The sequence below is a fragment of the Streptomyces sp. T12 genome (assembly GCF_028736035.1).
Taxonomy (GTDB): domain Bacteria; phylum Actinomycetota; class Actinomycetes; order Streptomycetales; family Streptomycetaceae; genus Streptomyces.
Genome location: NZ_CP117866.1, coordinates 2,896,126 through 2,915,294, shown reverse-complemented (window position 1 = coordinate 2,915,294; position 19,169 = coordinate 2,896,126). Strand labels below are relative to the sequence as shown.

At 72.3% G+C, this 19,169-nt stretch carries 17 protein-coding genes and 1 pseudogene; 12 read left to right on the top strand and 6 right to left on the bottom strand.

Going from position 1 to position 19,169, the window contains the following annotated elements; translation table 11 throughout:
* Positions 1–68: 68 nt before the first annotated feature.
* Positions 69–1,100, bottom strand: a complete 1,032-nt coding sequence (locus PBV52_RS12945) for a sigma-70 family RNA polymerase sigma factor (protein ID WP_373921855.1) — start codon at positions 1,098–1,100, stop codon at positions 69–71.
* 77 nt (positions 1,101–1,177) lie between these two features.
* A complete protein-coding gene (locus PBV52_RS12940) occupies positions 1,178–2,257 on the bottom strand; it encodes a lytic transglycosylase domain-containing protein (RefSeq protein ID WP_274238494.1) in 1,080 nt (359 codons plus the stop codon).
* A 206-nt stretch (positions 2,258–2,463) separates the two neighbouring features.
* Here PBV52_RS12940 and PBV52_RS12935 point away from each other — a divergent pair, with 206 nt between their 5' ends.
* The 4 genes from PBV52_RS12935 to PBV52_RS12920 all read left to right on the top strand — a co-directional run bounded on the left by PBV52_RS12935 (position 2,464) and on the right by PBV52_RS12920 (position 8,465).
* Positions 2,464–3,966: a triacylglycerol lipase gene (locus PBV52_RS12935; protein ID WP_274238493.1), complete on the top strand. Its 1,503-nt coding sequence runs from the start codon at positions 2,464–2,466 to the stop codon at positions 3,964–3,966.
* A gap of 154 nt (positions 3,967–4,120) precedes the next feature.
* Positions 4,121–4,813, top strand: coding sequence for a response regulator transcription factor (locus PBV52_RS12930; protein ID WP_274238492.1), 693 nt, complete (start codon positions 4,121–4,123; stop codon positions 4,811–4,813).
* Positions 4,814–4,962: 149 nt separating this feature from the next.
* Positions 4,963–6,759, top strand: coding sequence for an NAD(P)/FAD-dependent oxidoreductase (locus PBV52_RS12925; protein WP_274238491.1), 1,797 nt, complete (start codon positions 4,963–4,965; stop codon positions 6,757–6,759).
* An 8-nt stretch (positions 6,760–6,767) separates the two neighbouring features.
* Positions 6,768–8,465 (top strand): hypothetical protein, encoded by a 1,698-nt coding sequence (locus PBV52_RS12920; RefSeq protein ID WP_274238490.1) that lies wholly within the window; start codon positions 6,768–6,770, stop codon positions 8,463–8,465.
* On the opposite strand, the gene PBV52_RS12915 is transcribed toward PBV52_RS12920, so the two are convergent.
* On the bottom strand, positions 8,413–8,772 hold the full coding sequence (locus PBV52_RS12915; RefSeq protein ID WP_274238489.1) for a MazG-like family protein: 360 nt from the start codon (positions 8,770–8,772) through the stop codon (positions 8,413–8,415). The two genes, PBV52_RS12920 and PBV52_RS12915, sit on opposite strands and share 53 nt — an antisense overlap.
* A gap of 80 nt (positions 8,773–8,852) precedes the next feature.
* Here PBV52_RS12915 and PBV52_RS12910 point away from each other — a divergent pair, with 80 nt between their 5' ends.
* Positions 8,853–9,401 (top strand): YciI family protein, encoded by a 549-nt coding sequence (locus PBV52_RS12910; RefSeq protein WP_274238488.1) that lies wholly within the window; start codon positions 8,853–8,855, stop codon positions 9,399–9,401.
* Between the two features lie 45 nt (positions 9,402–9,446).
* On the opposite strand, the gene PBV52_RS12905 is transcribed toward PBV52_RS12910, so the two are convergent.
* Complete coding sequence (locus tag PBV52_RS12905) at positions 9,447–10,013, bottom strand: DoxX family protein (RefSeq protein ID WP_274238487.1); 567 nt, start codon at positions 10,011–10,013, stop codon at positions 9,447–9,449.
* Between the two features lie 203 nt (positions 10,014–10,216).
* Between PBV52_RS12905 and PBV52_RS12900 the strand changes: the two genes are divergently transcribed.
* Both PBV52_RS12900 and PBV52_RS12895 read left to right on the top strand, forming a co-directional pair.
* Complete coding sequence (locus PBV52_RS12900; protein ID WP_274238486.1) at positions 10,217–10,543, top strand: nuclear transport factor 2 family protein; 327 nt, start codon at positions 10,217–10,219, stop codon at positions 10,541–10,543.
* Positions 10,483–10,783 (top strand): annotated as a pseudogene (locus PBV52_RS12895) (hypothetical protein); the annotation flags it as partial. The gene PBV52_RS12900 and the pseudogene PBV52_RS12895, both read left to right, overlap by 61 nt.
* Before the next feature lie 353 nt (positions 10,784–11,136).
* On the opposite strand, the gene PBV52_RS12890 reads toward PBV52_RS12895, so the two are convergent.
* Positions 11,137–11,913, bottom strand: coding sequence for an SDR family oxidoreductase (locus tag PBV52_RS12890; RefSeq protein WP_274238485.1), 777 nt, complete (start codon positions 11,911–11,913; stop codon positions 11,137–11,139).
* Positions 11,914–12,047: 134 nt separating this feature from the next.
* Between PBV52_RS12890 and PBV52_RS12885 the strand changes: the two genes are divergently transcribed.
* Entirely contained in the window at positions 12,048–13,688 is a 1,641-nt protein-coding gene (locus PBV52_RS12885) for an alkaline phosphatase (protein ID WP_274238484.1), read from the top strand.
* On the opposite strand, the gene PBV52_RS12880 is transcribed toward PBV52_RS12885, so the two are convergent.
* Positions 13,675–14,760: a Gfo/Idh/MocA family protein gene (locus PBV52_RS12880; RefSeq protein ID WP_274238483.1), complete on the bottom strand. Its 1,086-nt coding sequence runs from the start codon at positions 14,758–14,760 to the stop codon at positions 13,675–13,677. The genes PBV52_RS12885 and PBV52_RS12880 overlap by 14 nt on opposite strands.
* A gap of 88 nt (positions 14,761–14,848) precedes the next feature.
* On the opposite strand from PBV52_RS12880, the gene PBV52_RS12875 reads away from it, so the two are divergent.
* From PBV52_RS12875 to PBV52_RS12860, 4 genes are read left to right on the top strand one after another with little or no spacing between them, the layout of a single operon-like run.
* On the top strand, positions 14,849–16,150 hold the full coding sequence (locus tag PBV52_RS12875) for a multidrug effflux MFS transporter (RefSeq protein ID WP_274238482.1): 1,302 nt from the start codon (positions 14,849–14,851) through the stop codon (positions 16,148–16,150).
* Positions 16,102–17,277, top strand: a complete 1,176-nt coding sequence (locus tag PBV52_RS12870; protein ID WP_274238481.1) for a serine hydrolase — start codon at positions 16,102–16,104, stop codon at positions 17,275–17,277. The genes PBV52_RS12875 and PBV52_RS12870 overlap by 49 nt, the downstream gene beginning before the upstream one ends.
* 54 nt (positions 17,278–17,331) lie before the next feature.
* Entirely contained in the window at positions 17,332–18,321 is a 990-nt protein-coding gene (locus tag PBV52_RS12865) for a small ribosomal subunit Rsm22 family protein (RefSeq protein WP_274238480.1), read from the top strand.
* 59 nt (positions 18,322–18,380) lie between these two features.
* Entirely contained in the window at positions 18,381–19,016 is a 636-nt protein-coding gene (locus PBV52_RS12860; RefSeq protein WP_274238479.1) for a TetR/AcrR family transcriptional regulator, read from the top strand.
* Positions 19,017–19,169: the final 153 nt, after the last annotated feature.

Below are 19,169 nucleotides of genomic sequence, written 5' to 3'. Positions count from 1 at the left end.
CGGGGCGTCCGTCGTTTCGGTGGCGGATTTTTTTCGGGCGGGTTTCGAGGAGGGTGGTTTGCGTGGATTTACGGTAGTGGCGTCGCCGTCGGAAGGGGGAGCGAGGCGGAGGGTGTGACCGGCAGGTCGGTGACTTCGGGCAGCTCCGGGACGTCGGGCACCTGCGGGACCGCGACCTCCGGCGCCGACAGCACCGGCAGCGGCGACACGGAGACCTCCGGCACCGACACGTCCGGCACCGACACGTCGGGCGCCGACGCCTGCGGCAGCGACGGCACGGACAGCGGGAGGATCGATTCGCCGGACGGCGACTCGACCGCCTTCCGCTCGGCCGCTGTGGCCGTAGGCGCGTTCCGGTGAGGCGTACGGCCCTCACCACTGCCGTCGGGCCGCAGCGCCTCCGCGCCGTCCGGCGAGGCGACGGCGGGCCGAGGCGCCGTACCGCCTCCGTCCCCGCCCCCGTCGAGCGCGTACGGCAGCACGAACCCCGCCACCGCCAGCGTCGCCGCCGTCGAAGCCACCGCCACGGCCTGGACCCTTCCGCCGCCGCGCGGCCGCCCCCACCCGATCAGGAAGAGAGCGAACCCGAGCGTCGCGGCCAACGACTGCCGCAGTGTCCGCCTGGCCCGGGCCAGCAGCGACTCGACGGTCCGGTAACTGAGCCCCATCCGGACGGCGACCTGCCCGACGTCGAGGTCCTCCGACTTCAGCCGCAGCGCCTCGGCCTGCCGCTCGGGCAGCTCACCACTGCGCACCGCCAGCCACTTCGCCTCGGCCCGGTCGCACACCGCCTCCTCGACGGGCACGGGACCGGGGGCGATGAGCGTCGGGCTGGTGCGCACCTCGGCCTCACGGTTGACCTGCCGGTAGCGGTCGACGCACAGCCGCATCGTCACCGTCGTCAGCCAGGCCGCGAGCCGCTCGTCGTCCAGCTCGGGGCGTTCGGCGGCGCGCAGCATCGCCTCGTGCACCGCGTCCTCGGCGTCCTCCGCACTCATCGACCTGCGCCGGGCCACCTTGAGCAGCTGCTCGCGGTGGCTCCACATGCGCTGCCAACGTTCGTCGGAGGCGTCCCACTCCGCCGCTGTCTCTGCGGGCATGTCCGCAGGCATGTCCGTCGCCATGAGGGCCCCTTTGCGCTCACCGCCGGTCTCGTGCCGTCCGGCGGGGGGCGACATTACCGCCGAGTATCAGCGGTTGTGGAGGGGGTGGCGGCCATCGAGTCCGCGCTGTTACTGGTCAGCGAGTCGTCGCCGGACAGCAGGTCGTCGCCGGGGAGCTCGATGTCCGGGGCGGGGAGGGGGAGTTGCGGCTCCTGCGTCTCCTCGGGGGCGGTGGCGGCCGGACGGGACGGGGTGGGGGTCGGCGAGGCGGGGGTCGAGGGCGTGGGGGACGGGGTGGCGCTCGGACGCCGGGGCGTGGGCGCCGGTGCGGAATCGTCGTCCGGCGCCCCGGGTGACCGCGTCGGCTCGGGGCGGGCCGAGGAGCCGGCCGAGCTGTCCGGCACCACCCGGTGCCCGTCCAGGAAGTACGCGTACCAGGCCCTGACCGTGCGCAGATACGCCGTCGAGTGGTTGTAGCCGAGGATCGCCCGGTCCAGCTCGGCCGGGACGGACAGGTCCCGCCCGCCCGCGCAGAGATACCGTCCGGCGCCGAGCGCCGCGTCGAAGACGTTGTTCGGATCCGCCCGCCCGTCGCCGTTGCCGTCCGCGCCCCACCGGGCCCAGGTCGACGGGATGAACTGCATCGGCCCGACCGCGCGGTCGTACGTCGTGTCCCCGTCGTGGGCGCCGCCGTCGGTGTCCCGGATCAGCGCGAAGGCCACGCCGTCCAGCCGCGGGCCGAGGATCGGCGCCACGGTCGTACCGTCCGACGTCACCCGGCCGCCCCGCGCCTGCCCGGACTCCACCTGCCCGATCGCCGCCAGCACCTGCCACCGCAGGCGACAGCCGGGTGCCTCGCGCGTGAGGCGCTCCTCGGCCCGGCGGTAGGCGGCGAACACGCTCGCGGGCAGCGCGGCGCCCACCTGCGCGGAGGCCTTGTCGCCGGTCCCCTTGGCCGTCCGCAGCGGCGGCAGCTCGCTGCGGTACGGGGTGCCGCCGGACACGCTCGGTCCTTCCTCGGCCGGTGCCTGCCCCGGTGCCGGCGCGGAGGCCCGTGCCGGGACCGCCCCCGGCGCCTGTGACGCGGTGAGTGCCACCAGCGCCGCCAACGCGGCCGCCGTACCTCTGGTGGCTCTGACTCGGTGCCCTGCCACGTTCTTTTCCCCTCCCTGCAGACGACTGTCGTCTGCTCTACGGGGGAGGGCGGCGGGTCCGTCGCCGCCACGGGGAAAAAACACCGATCCGGGCCACTCAAGCCCCGCCCGGCCGTGACATCACCGTTCCGGGCTACTACCGGAGGCCGGACTTCCGCGCTTGCTCTACCCAGGAGTAGTGGACCCCGGCGCTCTGGAGGCAAGACGTGGACGACAACCGCAGACTTCCCCTCGTCTACGTCCGGGGGTACGCCGGCGGGACCCGAGGGATCGACAAGGCCGTGGACGACCCCTTCTACGGCTTCAACGAGGGCTCCGTGCACGTCCGCGTAGGCGCGCACAACCAGCCGCGCTTCCACCAGTTCGAGAGCCCGCTGCTGCGCCTGCTGCGGGAGGAGGGCTACGAACTGCTCGTGAAGGGCGACCAGAACGCCTATCTCGCCGACCATGCGGAGGTTCCCGCCCACACCATCTGGATCCACCGCTTCTACGACCGCTCGGCGACCACCTGGGGCGGCAGCCCGCAGGAGTACCAGCTGGAGCGCGCCGCCGCCGACCTGCTCGACCTGATCGACCGGGTGCGGGACAAGAGCGGGGCCCCCGCCGTCATCCTCGTGGCCCACTCCATGGGCGGCCTGATCTGCCGCTGCCTGCTGCAGAAGGTCCTGCCCGACCGGGGCCGCGCCGCCGCCGACTGCGTCGCGAAGCTCTTCACCTACGGCACCCCGCACGGCGGCATCACCTTCGACGTCGGCGGCGGATGGGCGGAGCGGATCCGGGACACACTCGGCATCCAGGGCGCCGACATCTTCGGCCCCCGGCGGATGTACGAGTACCTCACCCCGCAGGACCGGCTGGACCCCGACGGCCCGCCCGCCGACTGGGACGCCCGCGTGATGCCCACCGGGCCGGGCGCGCTTCCCGTCGAGCGGGTCTTCTGCCTGGTGGGGACCGACCCGGCGGACTATGACGTCGCCCTCGGGCTGTCCTCGGCCGCCGTCGGGCCGCACAGCGACGGGCTCGTGCAGATCGAGCGGGCATATGTGCCGGGCGCCCACCGGGCCTTCGTGCACCGCAGCCACAGCGGGCGCTACGGGATGGTCAACTCCGAGGAGGGGTACCAGAACCTGCGGCGGTTCCTGTTCGGGGACACCAGGATCGAGGCGTCGCTGGTCGACTACCGGCTGTCCGGCGACGAGGACGTCATCTGGCAGGCCGAGGCCCGGCTGTCGGTGCGCGGGCTGCCCGTGGTGATGCACGAGCGGCTCGCCGCCCACTGGTGCCCGATCCAGCTCGACGCGGCCCCGGACGGGCAGGAGGCGTCGGTGTCGCTGGCGACGACCTTCCTCAACAGCGGCCTGAGGCAGGCGACGGACGAGCCGATGCGGTTCATCCTCCAACTGCGGCTCATCTCCCTGCGCGAGCGGCACGGCATCCTCCGTCTCGGCGACCATCTGGAGCAGACCGCCGACTTCGCCGACACCCTCGTCATCGACGTGGGCACGCCGGAGGCCGGCCCCGGCATCTGGGCCGCCTGGAACTCGGACATCGAAGGTGCCATCCGCGACCACCGCGTCGCCGGAGAGCCCCGGGTCGACGAGGACCCCACTCCCGAGCGCTGGGTCGCGCACATCGAACTGCCCACCACCGCCGCACCCCTCGTCGGCGGCGCCGCGCGGATCCGGCTCGTCGCCACGCCCTGGACGTGACGCGGTGAGGCGACCTCGGCTGCGGTTACTTGCCCCAGGCAACCCCCAGGTGCTGCATTTTCCGGGGGATAACCCCCGGCCCCCCAGCAGAAAAGCAGGTCGGCCGACGTGACCGGCGCGGATGACGCGAGGCAGACCTGAGTAAAGTGACCGTATGCCGAAGCCGCCGTCGACCGACGCGGTACCGGATGTCCTGCTCGTCGCCGGTGACCCCCGTACCTCCGATCCGCTCTCCGCGATGCTGGAGCTCGCCGGCTACCGGACCGTCGTGGTGGACCGCGCCACCGAGGCCACCGTCCGGCTCACCGAGCGCCGGTTCGATCTGGTCATCCTCGATGTCACCCTGCCGGACACCGAGGCGCTCAGGCACAGTCGCCGTCTCCTGGCCCCCGACCGCCCGGCCGTCCTGCTGCTCACCGGGAGTGGAGAGTTCCTGGGCAGCCTCCCGGGGGGCGGTCCGGGCGCCGACGGGCAAGGGGGCAGGGCGGGGTCGGGCAGAGTGGCCGAAGTCCTCGCCCGCGCACGGCAGTTGGTGCGGAACGCGGAGCCCGCCGGATGGGACGGCGCACTGCGCTACGGCGACCTCGTGCTGGACCACGCCACCCGCCGGGCCCGGCGCGGTGAGCGCACCATCGCGCTCACGCCCGCGGAGTACCGCCTGCTGCGCCACCTGCTGGTGAACGCCGAACGCGTGCTGTCCAAGGAGCAGATCGGGCGGCACGTCTGGGACGACCCGCCCACCGACGGCGCGATCGAGCGGCTCGTCTCACGGTTGCGCCGCAAGGTGAACGGCGAACAGACGGCGCTGATCCACACCCGGCGGGGCTTCGGCTACTGGCTGGGCTGATCCGCTCAGCAGTACGGCAGTTGTGGTCTGACTCACATTGACCTGGTGTCCGGGAACTGTCTGGGAGCCGTCAGTCCTGTTCGCTTCACTGGTCCTCGACTTCCCCTGTCCCGGCCGTCCCCGCGGCCGGCCCCACGACCGAGGAGAGCATGCCGATGGAGCTGGACTTCGACCCCGAAGCCCTGCGCGCCAAGTACCGCGCCGAGCGCGATCGCCGGATCCGCCCCGACGGCGGCGCCCAGTACCGGCATCTCGCCGGCGAATTCGGCGTGGATGACCAAGACCCGTACGCCGACCAGGAGTTCACCCGCGCGCCGCTGCACGACCGGGTCGAGGCCGTGGTCGTGGGCGGTGGGTTCGGCGGGCTGCTCGCCGGGGCGCGGCTGCGGCAGGCGGGTGTTCAGGAGATCCGGGTCATCGAGCAGGGCGGGGACTTCGGCGGCACCTGGTACTGGAACCGGTACCCGGGCATCCACTGCGACATCGAGTCGTACATCTATCTGCCGCTGCTCGAAGAGCTCGGCTACGTCCCGCGGTGGAAGTACGCGCCGGGCGAGGAGATCCGGCAGCACGCCCAGGCCATCGCCCGGCACTTCGGCCTCTACGACCGGGCCTGCTTCCAGACCCAGGTCACCGAACTGCGCTGGGACGAGGAGCAGTCGGAGTGGATCGTCCGCACCGATCGTGGCGACGAGATGCGGGCACGGTACGTCGTCGTCTCCAGCGGCACCCTCAGCCAGGCCAAACTCCCCGGCATCCCTGGCATCGAGACCTTCCGCGGGCACACCTTCCACACCAGCCGCTGGGACTACGCCTACACCGGCGGCGACGCGAGCGGCGGCCTGACCGGGCTCGCCGACAAGCGCGTCTCCCTCATCGGCACCGGCGCCACCGCCATCCAGGTCGTGCCGCACCTCGGGGCCGACGCGGCGCAGGTGTACGTCTTCCAGCGCACCCCGTCCTCCGTCGACGTACGCGGCAACCGGCCCACCGACCCGCAGTGGGCGAAATCGCTGAAGCCCGGGTGGCAGCGGCTGCGCAGGGAGAACTTCCTCAAGGTCGTCACCGGCGTCCGCCAGGACGAGGACCTGGTGAACGACGCCTGGACGTCCAGCGCCCGGCTCCAGGAGAAGCTCATCCCGACCAACTCCTACGCGGACGTCCCGGCCGAGGAGCGCGAACTCGCCTACGAGATCGCCGACTTCCAGAAGATGAACGAGCTGCGCTCCCGCGTCGAGGCGATCGTCGAGGATCCCGAGACCGCCGAGAAGCTCAAGCCCTGGTACCGCTACATGTGCAAGCGGCCCACGTTCAGTGACACCTACCTGCCGACCTTCAACCGGCCGGGCGTCACCCTCGTCGACACCGCCGACACCCACGGCGTCGAGCGGATCACCGAGAACGCCGTCGTGGTCGGCGGTGTGGAGTACGAGGTCGACTGCATCATCTTCGCGACCGGGTTCGACGTCGGCAGGTCGGGCGTACTGTCCGGGAAGCTCCCGGTGTACGGGCGGGGCGGCGCCGGCCTGCTGGAGACCTGGATGACCAAGGGCTTCAAGACCCTGCACGGCTTCACCACCCGCGGCTTCCCCAACCTCTTCCTGCTCGGCTCGACGCAGAACGCCGCCGCCGTCAACTTCGTCCACATCCTCGACGAACAGGCCTCGCATGTCGCCGAGGTCGTGGCGCAGGCGCGGGGGCGGAAGGCCCGGTACGTCGAGCCGACCGCCGAGGCGCAGGACGCCTGGGTGACGACGATCCGCCAGAAGGCGGCCGACCTCTACAAGTTCCAGGCCGAGTGCACCCCCGGCTACTACAACAACGAGGGCAGCCCGCGGGAGCGCAGCGAGTCGTACGGCGACGGGCCGGTCGCCTTCCACGAGCTGCTGCGGCGCTGGCGGTCCGAGGGCGGCATGCGTGAGGTGCTGGTGGAGAGCGAGGGGTGAGCGCCGCGATGAAACCGAGCGAACCGAGCGAACCGAGCAGGTACGACGCGACCGGCAGGCCGAGTGCCACCAGCGCCCGTTGGGCACTTGAGCGGCTCAACCCGCCCAGTCGGCTGTGGGGTTCCAACGGTGTCGCGTTCGGGCCCGACGGGCGGCTGTACGTCGCCCAGTTCCTCGCCGGGCAGATCAGCGCCGTCGACCCGGCCGCCGGGGAGGTCGAGGTGGTCGTACCGATGGACAGCCCCGTGCAGTCGCCGGACGACCTCGCCTTCGGGGCGGACGGCTCGATGTACATCGCCGACCTGGTGCCGGGGCGGGTGTGGCGCCGCAGCCCGCAGGGGAAGTTCACGCTCGTCTCCGGCGACGTGGACAACCCCAACGGCATCACCTGCATCGGCGACCGGCTGTTCGTGAACGAGATGAAGCCCGACGGCCGCCTGATGGAGCTCTTCCCCGATGACCGGGACGGGCGTGACCCCGTGGTCCTCACCGCGGGGCTCGCCCTCGGCAACGCGATGCAGCGCGGCCCGGACGGCTACCTCTACTACCCGCACATGATGAGCGGCGAGAACCCCATGCTCACCGGCCAGGTCTGGCGGATCCCGCCGGACGGGGGCGCGCCCGAGGTGGTCGCGGACGACGTCCGCCAGCCGGTCGCCGTGCGGTTCGACCAGGGCGGGGTGCTGCATGTGCTGTCCCGGGGCCCGGAGGGCATCGTCACCCGCATCGACCTGCACGGCAGCGGCTCGCGGACGCTGGTCACCAGCGGCGTCGTCGGGCTGGACAACGCGGCCTTCGACGCCGAGAACCGCATGTTCGTCTCCAGCTACTCCAGCGGCGGCGTCACCGAGATGCATCCCGACGGCCGCACCCGCGAGATCGTGCCGCGCGGCCTCGACGGACCGTACGGCGTGACGATCGACCTGGGCGGCAGGGTGTACGCCGCCGACCACTACCGCGTCGCGCGCCCCGAACCCTCGCCGGAGGGCGGCGTCACGACACACTCCCTGCTGCACTTCTCGCACGGCATCGTGTCCGACGGCGAACTCCTGCACATCACCTCGCAGTTCGGGCAGATCCAGACGTACGACCCCGAGGCCGGGACGACGCGGGAACGGGCCGGCGGACTGCGGCGGCCGCTCGGCATCACGGTCGCGCCGGACGGCTCACTCGTGGTCGCCGAGTCGGACGCGGGGCGGGTCGTGGCCGTCGACGAGGCCGATGTCCTCACCGTGCTCGCCGACGGGCTTGACCGGCCCGTGGACGTGGCCTTCGACGCCGAGGGCCGCTGTTACGTCAGCGACGAGCGGCTCGGCGCGGTGCTGCGGCTGGAGGCGCAGGGGCCGCCGACGGTCGTCGTGGACGGGCTCGACGCGCCGCAGGGGCTCGCGGTCCTGGGCGACGAGCTGTTCACGGTGGAGACCGGTCAGCGCCGGCTGCGGGCGGTGTCCCTGACGACGGGGGAGAGCCGCACCGACGCCGAGAACCTGCCGGTCGGGCCTCCACCGGGGGTCGTACCGCGTACGGAGCCCGCCCTCTTCGCGAACGGGATGCCGGGCATGGCTCGCCGGTTCGCGGGCCTGGCGGCCGGACCGGACGGTTCGCTGCTGCTGTCGGCGAACGGAGAGGGGACCGTACTGAGGCTGGAGCCCGTCAGGACGCCGGACCCAGCGAGCGCTCCTTCACCCGCGCCAGATGCCGGGTGAAGACCTCACGGGCGTCGGGGGTCAGTGTGCGCAGGGCGACGAGTGCGGTGATCACCACGTCGCACAACTCGCCCTGCACATCCTCCCAGCTGTGCGTGACACCCTTGCGCGGGTTCTGACCGGTCGCCCCGATGACCGCCTCGGCAACCTCCCCGACCTCCTCCGACAGCTTCAGCATGCGCAGCAGCATGCCCTCCTTGCCGCCGACGGGCCGGTCGGTGTCGAGCCAGGTCCACAGGTCGTCGATGGAGGCCCACAGGTCGGCGGAGGTGTCGGAAGGGGTGGCAGGGGCGGCCTGATCAGTCATGCGGGCAGCTTGGCACAGAGCCACCCGGGGCCCGGAAACTCCGTTGAGATGCCGCCGTACGTCGGGGAGGGTCTGGTGGCATGGAGTACTTCTGCTACCACCGCGATCGGCCCGGCTCGGTCACCTCGCGCGAGGAGCTGCTGGAAGAGCACTGGTCCTACATGGACCGGTACGCGAAGGAGCTGATCGCCCGCGGCCCCACCTTCGCCGACGACGGCGAGACGCCCACCGGCAGCGTGCACATCGTCGACCTGCCCGGTTCCGCCGCCGCCCGCGCGTTCGCCTTCGACGAGCCGAACTACCAGGCGGGCGTGTACCGGGACGTGCTGCTGCGCCGGTGGCGCAATCTGCTGGGGCGCACCATGTGGGACTTCCCCGGTGGCCGGACCGGCGGCCACCGGTACCTGGTGCTCGGCCTCGGCGCGGGAGAGCCCGCCGACCTCACCGTCCCGGCCGACCGGGACGAACTGATCGCGTACGGGCCCCTGCTGTCGGACGACGGCGCCGCCTGGCTGGGTACGGCCGTGCTGCTCCGGGCCCCGGACCCGGACACGGCACGTGCCGTGCTGACCCCGGACCGGTATGCCGACATCGAGGTCCATGACTGGGAGTTCGGCGGGCGGCGGTGATGGCCCCGCTTGGGAACCCACCCATGAAACCGCCCGTGAACCCACCTACTCCCCGAACAGAGCCTCCTGCTCGTCGAAGAGTTCCGCCCCCTCCTCCTTCTCCGCCTTGTCCAGCCTCTTGTTCCGCGCCCCCACGACCAGCGCCGTCACCGCAGCCGTCGCCGCGAGTGCCGTAGGAACCATCCAGCCGCGGTCGAGGACATGGCCGAGGGCGTGGTCGAGGGAGAGCCGGCCGGGGCCCGCGATGGCGAGGCCGGTCGCGGCCAGGGCGAGGGTGGCCGCGTACTCGTAGCCGCCCTCCTGGTTGAAGAAGCCGTTCGGGGCGTGCACCGCGGACGCCCCCGCCATCGCACCGGCCGCCGCCGCACCCGCTCCGGGCGTCGCGAGCCCCAGCGCCAGCAGTGTGCCGCCGCCGGTCTCCGCGAGGCCCGCCGCCGTCGCGCTCGCCTTGCCCGGCCGGTAGCCGACCGACTCCATGAACTGGCCGGTCCCCTCGATCCCGTGCCCGCCGAACCAGCCGAACAACTTCTGCGTACCGTGCGCGGCCAGCACTCCGCCGGCTCCCAGCCGGAGCATCAGCAGGCCCAGATCACGTCGGTCGTAAGCACTCACAGTGCCTCCCGGAACAGACAGCAGGAACAGACAGCAGGAACAGAAAGCAGGAACAGACAGCGGGAACAGACGGCAGGAAGGGGACCCTTGGAGTCCCTCCCGCCCCTCCCGCGTCTCCACCGTCGCACCGACGACACCCGGTCGGCCTGCCCGCGCCGCCGTTCGGGTGGCGGGCCGGCGGGGCCGGTGTGAGGCTGACCGGTATGACGATTCAGACGTCCAAACTCAGCGACCCCGCCGTCCGCGCCTTCGTCACCGCCGTCAACGCCCACGACCGCGAGGGCTTCCTGACCATCCTCGCGCCGGGCGCGACCATGGCGGACGACGGCACCGAGCGCGACCTCGCCGACTGGATCGACCGGGAGATCTTCTCCTCCAACGGCCACATGGAGGTCGACAAGGAGTCCAACCAGGGCCGCGACCTGCTCACCCACTACCGCAACGACACCTGGGGCGAGATGCGCACCCGGTGGCACTTCGAGGTGGAGGACGACGGCAGGATCTCCCGCTTCGAGACCGGACAGGCGTAGCCGGCCGCGGGAAGCCCAAGTCCGTCGACGGGCAGCCCCTCGGCCGGGGCAAGGTCGACGACGAGGAGTCGATCCGGGCGATCCGGCGCGCCCTCGACCTGGGCGTCACCTTCTTCCGCCGACCCGGAGCGCGCCGCCGAACTCCGTGACGCCTGCGAGGAGTTCGTGCGCGAGGGGCTCATACGCGCCTACGCCTGGAGCACCGACGACCCGTCCCGCGCCGCCCTCTTCGCGCAAGGAGGGCCGAGCAGAACGCGGGCGCGATGGCGAAGGGGCCGCTCAGCGCGGAGCAGATGGCAGAAGTCGACCGGATCCTCGGCCGCTGAGCACCGCGGCTGCAGGGACCGGGACTGTGCGGCAGCCGTTCCATGAACCGGTGCGTACCTCGCGGTCCCACGCGAAGTCCACCCCCACCCGGTTCGTGGAACGGCTGCCGCCTCCCCCCTCGGAGTGGTCTGCGGAAGCCCTGTGCTCCATATGTGAAGCTCTGGTGCAGAACGCGTTGAGCATATGCCTCCGATCGGCCCTGATATGTCGGACTTTCATATTCCGCTTGTGCAAGTTGTGGAGGTGAGGGAAGGACCGGGGGGATTTCAGCCACGCCCCACGTACGGCATCGCCGTCGCCAGCACCGTCGCGAACTGCACGTTCGCCTCCAAGGGCAGCTCCGCCATGTGCCGCACGGTCCGTGCCACGTCGGCCACGTCCATCACGGGCTCGGGCACCACCGAGCCGTCGGCCTGCAGGGCACCCGTCTGCATACGCGCGGTCATGTCGGTCGCCGCGTTGCCGATGTCGATCTGGCCGACGGCGATGCCGTAGGGCCGCCCGTCCAGCGACAGCGACTTGGTCAGGCCGGTCAGCGCGTGCTTGGTGGCCGTGTAGGCGACGGAGTGCGGGCGGGGCGTGTGCGCCGAGATGGATCCGTTGTTGATGATCCGGCCGCCCTGCGGGTCCTGCTCCTTCATCTGCCGGTACGCCGCCTGCGCGCACAGGAACGCCCCGTTGAGGTTGGTGTCCACCACGTGCCGCCAGGCGTCGTACGACAGCTCCTCGACCGGCACCCCGCCCGGCCCGAACGTCCCCGCGTTGTTGAACAGCAGGTCCACCCGCCCGAACCGCTCCACGGTGGCGGCGAACAGCGCGGCCACGTCCTCCTGCCGTGACACGTCCGTCCGTACGGTGAGGGCGGCGCCGCCGGGCACCAGCCCCGCCGTCTCCTCCAGCGTCTCGACGCGCCGCCCCGCGAGCGCCGCCGACCAGCCCGCGCGCAGCAGTTCCACCGCGACCGCGCGACCGATGCCGGAGCCCGCGCCGGTCACCACGGCGATCCTCGCGTCCGTCCTCGCGTCCGTTTGCCTGTCGTTCATGGGGCCGCAGCGTACGTGAGGGTCCGCCATCCGGAACTCATTCATCCGCCATCCGGGTGTTGTGTACGCGCCAAGCGAGTGTCGTCCCCGGCCACTCCAATGCCTCATGCATCCATCAGGCAGGGGAGGACCGGATGACCATCACCAGACACGCGCCCCAGCACGCCCCCGAACTGCGCACGGCCGCCCGCCACATCGGCCGCCGCAGCTTCCTGACCGTCACCGGCGCGGCCGCCGCGCTCGCCTTCGCCGTGAATCTGCCGGCCGCGGGCGCGGCGAGCGCCGCCGAGCTCGACGCCCGCCGCATCGACGACGACCCCTTCACCCTCGGCGTCGCCTCCGGCGATCCGCGGCCCGGCTCGGTCCTGCTGTGGACCCGCCTGGCCCCCGCCCCGTACCAGCCCGACGGGGGACTGCCCGCCGAACGGGTCACCGTGCAGTGGGAGCTGGCGCACGACGAGCGGTTCAGCCGGATCGCCAGACGCGGCACCGCCTTCGCGCACCCCGAGTTCCACCACACGGTCCACGTCCAGGTCGGCCGGCTCGACGCGGACCGCGTGTACTACTACCGCTTCCGCACCGGCACCTGGATCAGCGAGACGGGCCGCACCCGCACCGCGCCCGCGACGACCGGAGCGACAAGCTCGCTGACCCTCGCGGCCGTCTCCTGCCAGGCGTACGCCGACGGCTACTTCACGCCGTACCGCCATCTCGCGCAGGACGACGTGGACGTCGTCTTCCACCTGGGCGACTACCTGTACGAGTACGCGGTCAACTCCGTCGGCGGCTACCGCAACTACACCGACCGCACGCTCCCCGCGCTCTTCAACCGCGAGACGGTGACCCTGGAGGACTACCGCCTGCGCTACGCCCTGTTCAAGTCCGACCCCGACCTCAGGGCCGCGCACGCCGCACACCCCTTCGTCGTCACCTGGGACGACCACGAGACCGAGAACAACTACGCCGACGACACCCCCGAGAACAGCGTCCCGCCGGAGGAGTTCCTGCTGCGCCGGGCCTCCGCCTACCGCGCCTACTGGGAGAACCAGCCCCTGCGCAGCCCGCAGCAGCCCAGCGGCCCCGACATGCGGCTCTACCGGCGCCTGCAGTGGGGCCGGCTCGCCCAGTTCGACGTGCTGGACACCCGGCAGTACCGCTCCAACCAGGCGTACGGCGACGGCTCCCAGATCCCCGGCCCGGAGGTCGACGACCCGGCGCGCACGATGACCGGTGCGACGCAGGAGCGGTGGCTGCTGGAAGGGTGGCGCTCGTCGACGGCGCTGTGGAACGTCGTACCGCAGCAGGTCACCTTCTCCCAGCGGAAGTTCGACCTCACCGCGCCGTCCCGGGTGTCGATGGACGCCTGGGACGGCTACCGGGCCTGCCGCCGCCGGGTACTGGACGGGGCGAAGGCCGCCGGGATCGAGAACCTGATGGTGCTCACCGGCGACGTCCACGTCGGGTACGGCTTCGACATCAAGGACGACTTCGACGACCCCGACTCCGCCACGCTCGGCACGGAGATCGTGGCCACGTCGATCGCGAGCGGCCGGGACGGCGTCGACAAGCCCGCCAACTGGGACACGTACATGAAGGCCAACCCGCACATGAAGTTCTACAACGGACGGCGCGGCTATGTGACCGTCGCGCTGGGGGAGCAGCAGGCGCGGGCCGACTTCAAGACGGTGCCGTACGTGACCACGCCCGGGGCGCCGGTCACGACGGCGGCGTCCTTCGTCACCGAGGCGGGGGACCCGGGGCTCACGCCGGCGTGAGTTCGGGGATGCGGTCCTCGCCGGGGGCCTCGCCCGGGTAGCGGACGCCGACGCGGTCCCGGATCGCGTCGAGCGTCCGCATCACGGCGAGCGTGCCGTCGAGCGGGACCAGCGGGGACTCGGTCTCGCCGGCCCGCAGGGCGCGCATCACCTCGGCGGCCTCGTGCCGCAGGCTGCCCCGGGGTCCGTCGGCCGGGTCGGCCGTGAACTCCTCGGGGTCCCGGCCGTCTCGGTGCAGGACGAAGCGGTCCGGGAAGAAGAAGCCGTTCGGTACGTCGATACGGCCGCCCGAGCCGGTGACCGACGCGGCGGTCGCCGTACCGCCGACGATGGAGCAGTGCAGGGAGGCGAGGGCGCCGCCGTCCCAGGAGAGCAGGGCGCCCGTCTGCAGATCGACGCCCTCCGCGGACAGCACCGCACGCGCCGCCACGTCCGACGGCTCCCCGAGCAGCAGCTGGGCGAAGGAGACCGGGTACACGCCGAGGTCCAGCAGCGCGCCGCCGCCCTGCGCCGGGTCACGCAGGCGGTGCGAAGGCGGCAGTGTTCCATTCCTCGCCTCCGGCAAGAGGTGGCCGGCCAGCCCGAAGTCGGCCTGGACATGGCGCACTTCGCCGATCGCGCCGTCGTCCACCAGCGCCTTGAGCCGCCGGACCAGCGGGTTGCAGTACATCCACATGGCCTCCATCAGGAAGCTCCCGCGGGCCTTGGCCAGCGCGACGAGCTCCTCGGCCTCGCGCGCGTTCAGCGTGAACGCCTTCTCGCACAGCACGTTGTGCCCGGCCTCCAGGCACAGCCCGGCGGCGGTGCGGTGCGCCGAGTGCGGGGTGGCGACGTACACGACATCGATGTCGCCGTCCTGGGCGAGCGCGTCCCAGTCGCCGTACGCCCGCGGTATCCCGAACCGCTCCGCGAACGCGTCCGCCGAGGACTGGGACCGCGAGGCCACGGCCACCACCTCCGCGTCCGGCCCCGCGGCGGAGCCGCTCTTGGATGCAGTGATCAGGTCCGCCGTGAACGCGGCCGCGATCCCGCCGGTCGCCAGGATCCCCCACCGCACGCTCTGCTCCGCCATGGCGGCCCCACCCCTCGCTCATGCGACCCTCGGCACTCTGTACGAGCTGAGAGCATAGAGGGCGGATCACTCGGAGAGGGAGGGGCGCATGGCCGACAGCGGGGGGTCGACACAGGACGTGTCGCAGACAGCCAGATCGACGACCACCACGCAACCGCCCACCCGTTCCCTGCGCCGCACCGGCCTCCTCGTCACCCTCGTCCTCGGCGGCCTGACCGCCACGCCCCCGCTGGCGATGGACATGTACCTCCCCGCGCTCCCGGAGGTCACCCGCTCCCTGCACGCGCCCGCCGCGACCGTTCAGCTCACGCTCACCGCCTGTCTGGCCGGCATGGCGCTCGGGCAGCTGGTGGTCGGCCCGATGAGCGACCGATGGGGCCGCAGGCGCCCGCTGCTGGCAGGCCTGGCCGTGTACGTCGTCGCCACCGTGCTCTGCGCGCTCGCGCCCACCGTCGAGTTCCTGGTCGCCTTCCGGCTGGCGCAGGGACTCGCGGGCGCGTCGGCGATAGTGATCGCGCGGGCGGTCGTACGCGACCTCTACGACGGCGTGGCGATGGCCCGCTTCTTCTCGACCCTCATGCTGATCTCGGGCGTCGCCCCGATCGTGGCGCCGCTCATCGGCGGCCAGATCCTGCGGGTGACGGACTGGCGGGGCGTGTTCGTCGTGCTCACGGTGGTCGGGGTGCTGCTCGCCGGCGTCGTCTGGCGCAGGCTCCCCGAGACGCTGCCGCCCGAGGGCCGGCACAGCGGCGGGGTCGGCGAGGCCCTGCGCGCCATGCGCGGTCTGCTCGCCGACGGGGCGTTCGCCGGGTACACGCTGGCGGGCGGGTTCGCGTTCGCGGCGCTGTTCGCGTACATATCGGCGTCGCCGTTCGTGATCCAGGAGATCTACGGGGCCTCGCCGCAGACCTTCAGCCTGCTGTTCGGGCTCAACTCGGTCGGGCTCGTGGTCGTCGGCCAGATCAACGGCAAGGTGCTGGTCGGTCGGGTCAGCCTGGACCGGGTGCTGGGCGTGGGCCTGACGATCGTCATCCTGGCGGCGACCGCGCTGCTGCTGATGTCGCTCGGCGTCTTCGGCGAGGTCGGGCTGGCCCCCGTGGCCGCCGCGCTGTTCGTCCTGATGTCGGCGATGGGCGTCACCCTCCCCAACACCCAGGCCCTCGCCCTCCTGCGCACCAAGAACGCCGCCGGGTCCGCCTCCGCCCTCCTCGGTACCTCCTCCTTCCTCATCGGCGCGATCGCCTCGCCCCTCGTGGGCATCGCGGGGGAGGACACCGCCGTCCCGATGGCGGTCGTCCAACTGGCCGCAGCACTGGTGGCGCTGGCCTGCTTCATGGGAATGTGCCGTCCCTGGAACAGACGTACGGATGCGGAGGGAGCAGAGAACTGAGCGCGCCGAGACTGCGCGGGGACACGCCGGAAAGGGCCGGACTCGACCCCGAGGAGATCCGTCACCTCGTCCACGAGGTCCACGACCTCACCACCGGCCCGCGCCCCTGGGCGGCCGGGGCCGTGCTGGCCGTCGGGCGGGGGCCGTTCCTCGCCGTCGAGGAGGCGGCGGGCTGGGCCGTGCGGTACGCCTCCTACGACGAGGAGAAGGACATCGGGGTGGAACTGCCGCCCGAGGCACAAGTCCCGATGACCACGGACACCCCCTTCGACCTGGCCTCCCTCACCAAACTCTTCACGGCCGTCGCCGCCGTACAGCAGATCGAGCGCGGCACGCTCGGCATCGACGCGCGGGTCGGGGCGTACCTGCCCGACTTCCGCGGGGCCGCCCGGCACGACGTCACGGTGCGTCAGCTGCTCACCCACACCTCGGGGCTGCGCCCCGAACTCCCGCTGTACGACTGTGCCGACGACGCCGAGCGCCTGGAGAGGCTGCGGGCGGAAGTACCGGTCGGCGTGCCCGGCACGTACTGCTACTCGGACCTGAACTTCCTCCTGCTCCAGCACACCCTCGAACGCCTCACCAGCCGCACGCTCGACGTCCTGATCCACGACGGCATCACGCGACCCCTGGGCATGACGGCGACCCACTTCGGCCCGTGCCCGGGGGCGGCGGCCACCGAGGACCAGCGGCGGCCGTGGGCCAAGGCGGACCGGGGGATGCTGCGGGGTGCCGTGCACGACGAGAACGCGTGGGCGCTCGGCGGCGTCGCGGGGCACGCGGGCCTGTTCTCGACGGGCCGCGACCTCGCGGTCTTCTGCCGCGCTCTGCTCTCCGGCGGCGCCTACGGACCCGCCCGGATCCTCGGCCCCGATTTCGTGGAGCTGCTGCTGACCCCACCGGGGCTGGGCTTCGCGATCGACCAGCCGTGGTTCATGGGGGAGCTGGCGGGGCGGGGAGCGGCGGGGCACACCGGGTTCACGGGGACGTCGCTGGTGCTGGATCCGGCGACGGACACGTTTGTGGTGCTGCTGGCGAACACGGTGCATCCGCGCAGGCGTGCGCCGGACAGCCGGCCGAGGGCGCGGGCGGGGACGAGGGTGGCACGGGCGGTCCAGGAGCTGTAGCGGCGAGGAAACCGAGGCTCACCCCGACGCCGTGCACCCTCGTAGAATCGCCGGGTGAACGCCCCCGTATCCCCGGCAGACGCCCTGCGCAGCAGTCTCGCCACCCTCCTCGACGGCCTCCCGCCCCGCCAGGCCGCCCAGGCCGTCGACCGGCTGATCGCCAACTACCGGGGCGCCACCCCCACAGACGCCCCGATCCTCCGCGACCGCGCCGACGTGGCCGCCTACGCCGCCTATCGGATGCCCGCCACCTTCGAGGCGGTGCACTCGGCGCTGGAGGCGTTCGCGGCGGCCGTCCCGACATGGACCCCCACCAGCCACACCGACGTCGGCGGCGGGACCGGCGCCGCGACCTGGGCCGTCACCGCGACCTGGCCCGGCGAGCGCGGCGTCACCGTGCTCGACTGGGCCGAACCCGCCCTCGCCATCGGCCGGGAGATCGCCGCCGCCAACCCGGCACTGCGGGACGTCCACTGGCAGCGCGCCCGGATCGGCTCGGCGCTCACCCTCGACCCCACCGACCTCGTCACCGTCTCCTACGTCCTCAACGAGCTCACCGCCCCGGACCGCGCCGCCCTCCTCGACACCGTCACGGCCGCCGCCCAGGCCGTCGTGATCGTCGAACCCGGCACCCCCGACGGCTACACCCGCGTCATCGAGGCCCGCGACCGCCTGATCGCCGCCGGCTTCCACATCGCCGCCCCCTGCCCGCACAGCGCCGCCTGCCCCATCGTCCCCGGCACGGACTGGTGCCACTTCTCGGCCCGGGTCAGCCGTTCCTCCCTGCACCGCCAGATCAAGGGCGGCTCCCTCGCCTACGAGGACGAGAAGTTCAGCTACGTCGCCGCCACCCGCCTCCCGGTCACCCCGGCCCCCGCCCGCGTCGTGCGCAAACCCCAGATCCGCAAGGGCCAGGTGCTCCTCGACCTGTGCGAAACCGACCCCTCCCTGCGCCGCACCACGGTCACCAAACGGCAAGGTGACCTGTACAAGGCGGCCCGCGACGCGGAGTGGGGCGACGCCTGGCCGCCGGCGGCGCCGTAACCCTCCCGCCCCGCCCCGCGGCGAGACGTTCCGTCTTGTCTACCTGGTAAATTCGACCCATGGCAGCCCAGAAGTCCGCCCCGTCCGCCCAGCCCGCACCCAACTCCACCCGCCGCAGCGAGCGGTCCCGCCGGGCCATCTACGACGCCGCCCTCGCCCTCGTCGCGGAGGTCGGCTACCCCAGGACCACCATCGAGGGCATCGCCGCCCGCGCCGGCGTCGGCAAGCAGACGATCTACCGGTGGTGGCCGTCGAAGGCGGAGGTGCTGATGGAGGCGTTCCTCGACCTCGCGGAACAGGCCGCCCAGGAAGCCGGGCAGGAGCCGTACGTCATCCCGGACACCGCAGACCTCGCGGCCGACCTGAAGGCCGTACTGCGTCTCACGGTCGACCAGCTGAAGGATCCCCACTTCGCCGCCCCGTCCCGCGCCCTGGCCGCGGAAGGGCTGGTCAACGAGCAGCTCGGCCGGGAGTACGTGGCCAAACTCCTCGAACCCTCGCTCCAGCTCTACGTCGACCGGCTGCGCTCCGCCCAGGAGGCCGGGCAGGTGCGCCCCGACCTCGACCCGCGCATCGCCCTCGAACTCTTCGTCTCGCCGCTGGCCCAGCGCTGGCTCCAGCACACGGGCCCGATCTCGTACGAGTACACCGACACCCTCGTCGACTACGCCCTGTACGGCCTCGCCCCGCGCTGAGCCCTTGCGCCGGGGGCGGGTAAATCCCGCTAAAGCACCCCATGGCCCCTGATCCAGGTGCCGTGTACGCCTCGCCCCACCTACCCCGGTTGTCCGCTACGGCCCCCCGGAGCGCAGGATGGTGGGACCATAGGGCATGCTGTTCCGCACGAC

Excerpts from the sequence above, each read along its gene's own strand:
- PBV52_RS12945 (WP_373921855.1), bottom strand. The coding sequence starts at position 1,100 with ATGCCCGCAGAGACAGCGGCGGAGTGGGACGCCTCCGACGAACGTTGG.
- PBV52_RS12930 (WP_274238492.1), top strand. The coding sequence starts at position 4,121 with ATGCCGAAGCCGCCGTCGACCGACGCGGTACCGGATGTCCTGCTCGTC.
- PBV52_RS12925 (WP_274238491.1), top strand. The coding sequence starts at position 4,963 with ATGCCGATGGAGCTGGACTTCGACCCCGAAGCCCTGCGCGCCAAGTAC.
- PBV52_RS12920 (WP_274238490.1), top strand. The coding sequence starts at position 6,768 with ATGAAACCGAGCGAACCGAGCGAACCGAGCAGGTACGACGCGACCGGC.
- PBV52_RS12915 (WP_274238489.1), bottom strand. The coding sequence starts at position 8,772 with ATGACTGATCAGGCCGCCCCTGCCACCCCTTCCGACACCTCCGCCGAC.
- PBV52_RS12910 (WP_274238488.1), top strand. The coding sequence starts at position 8,853 with ATGGAGTACTTCTGCTACCACCGCGATCGGCCCGGCTCGGTCACCTCG.
- PBV52_RS12900 (WP_274238486.1), top strand. The coding sequence starts at position 10,217 with ATGACGATTCAGACGTCCAAACTCAGCGACCCCGCCGTCCGCGCCTTC.
- PBV52_RS12890 (WP_274238485.1), bottom strand. The coding sequence starts at position 11,913 with ATGAACGACAGGCAAACGGACGCGAGGACGGACGCGAGGATCGCCGTG.
- PBV52_RS12885 (WP_274238484.1), top strand. The coding sequence starts at position 12,048 with ATGACCATCACCAGACACGCGCCCCAGCACGCCCCCGAACTGCGCACG.
- PBV52_RS12880 (WP_274238483.1), bottom strand. The coding sequence starts at position 14,760 with ATGGCGGAGCAGAGCGTGCGGTGGGGGATCCTGGCGACCGGCGGGATC.
- PBV52_RS12875 (WP_274238482.1), top strand. The coding sequence starts at position 14,849 with ATGGCCGACAGCGGGGGGTCGACACAGGACGTGTCGCAGACAGCCAGA.
- PBV52_RS12860 (WP_274238479.1), top strand. The coding sequence starts at position 18,381 with ATGGCAGCCCAGAAGTCCGCCCCGTCCGCCCAGCCCGCACCCAACTCC.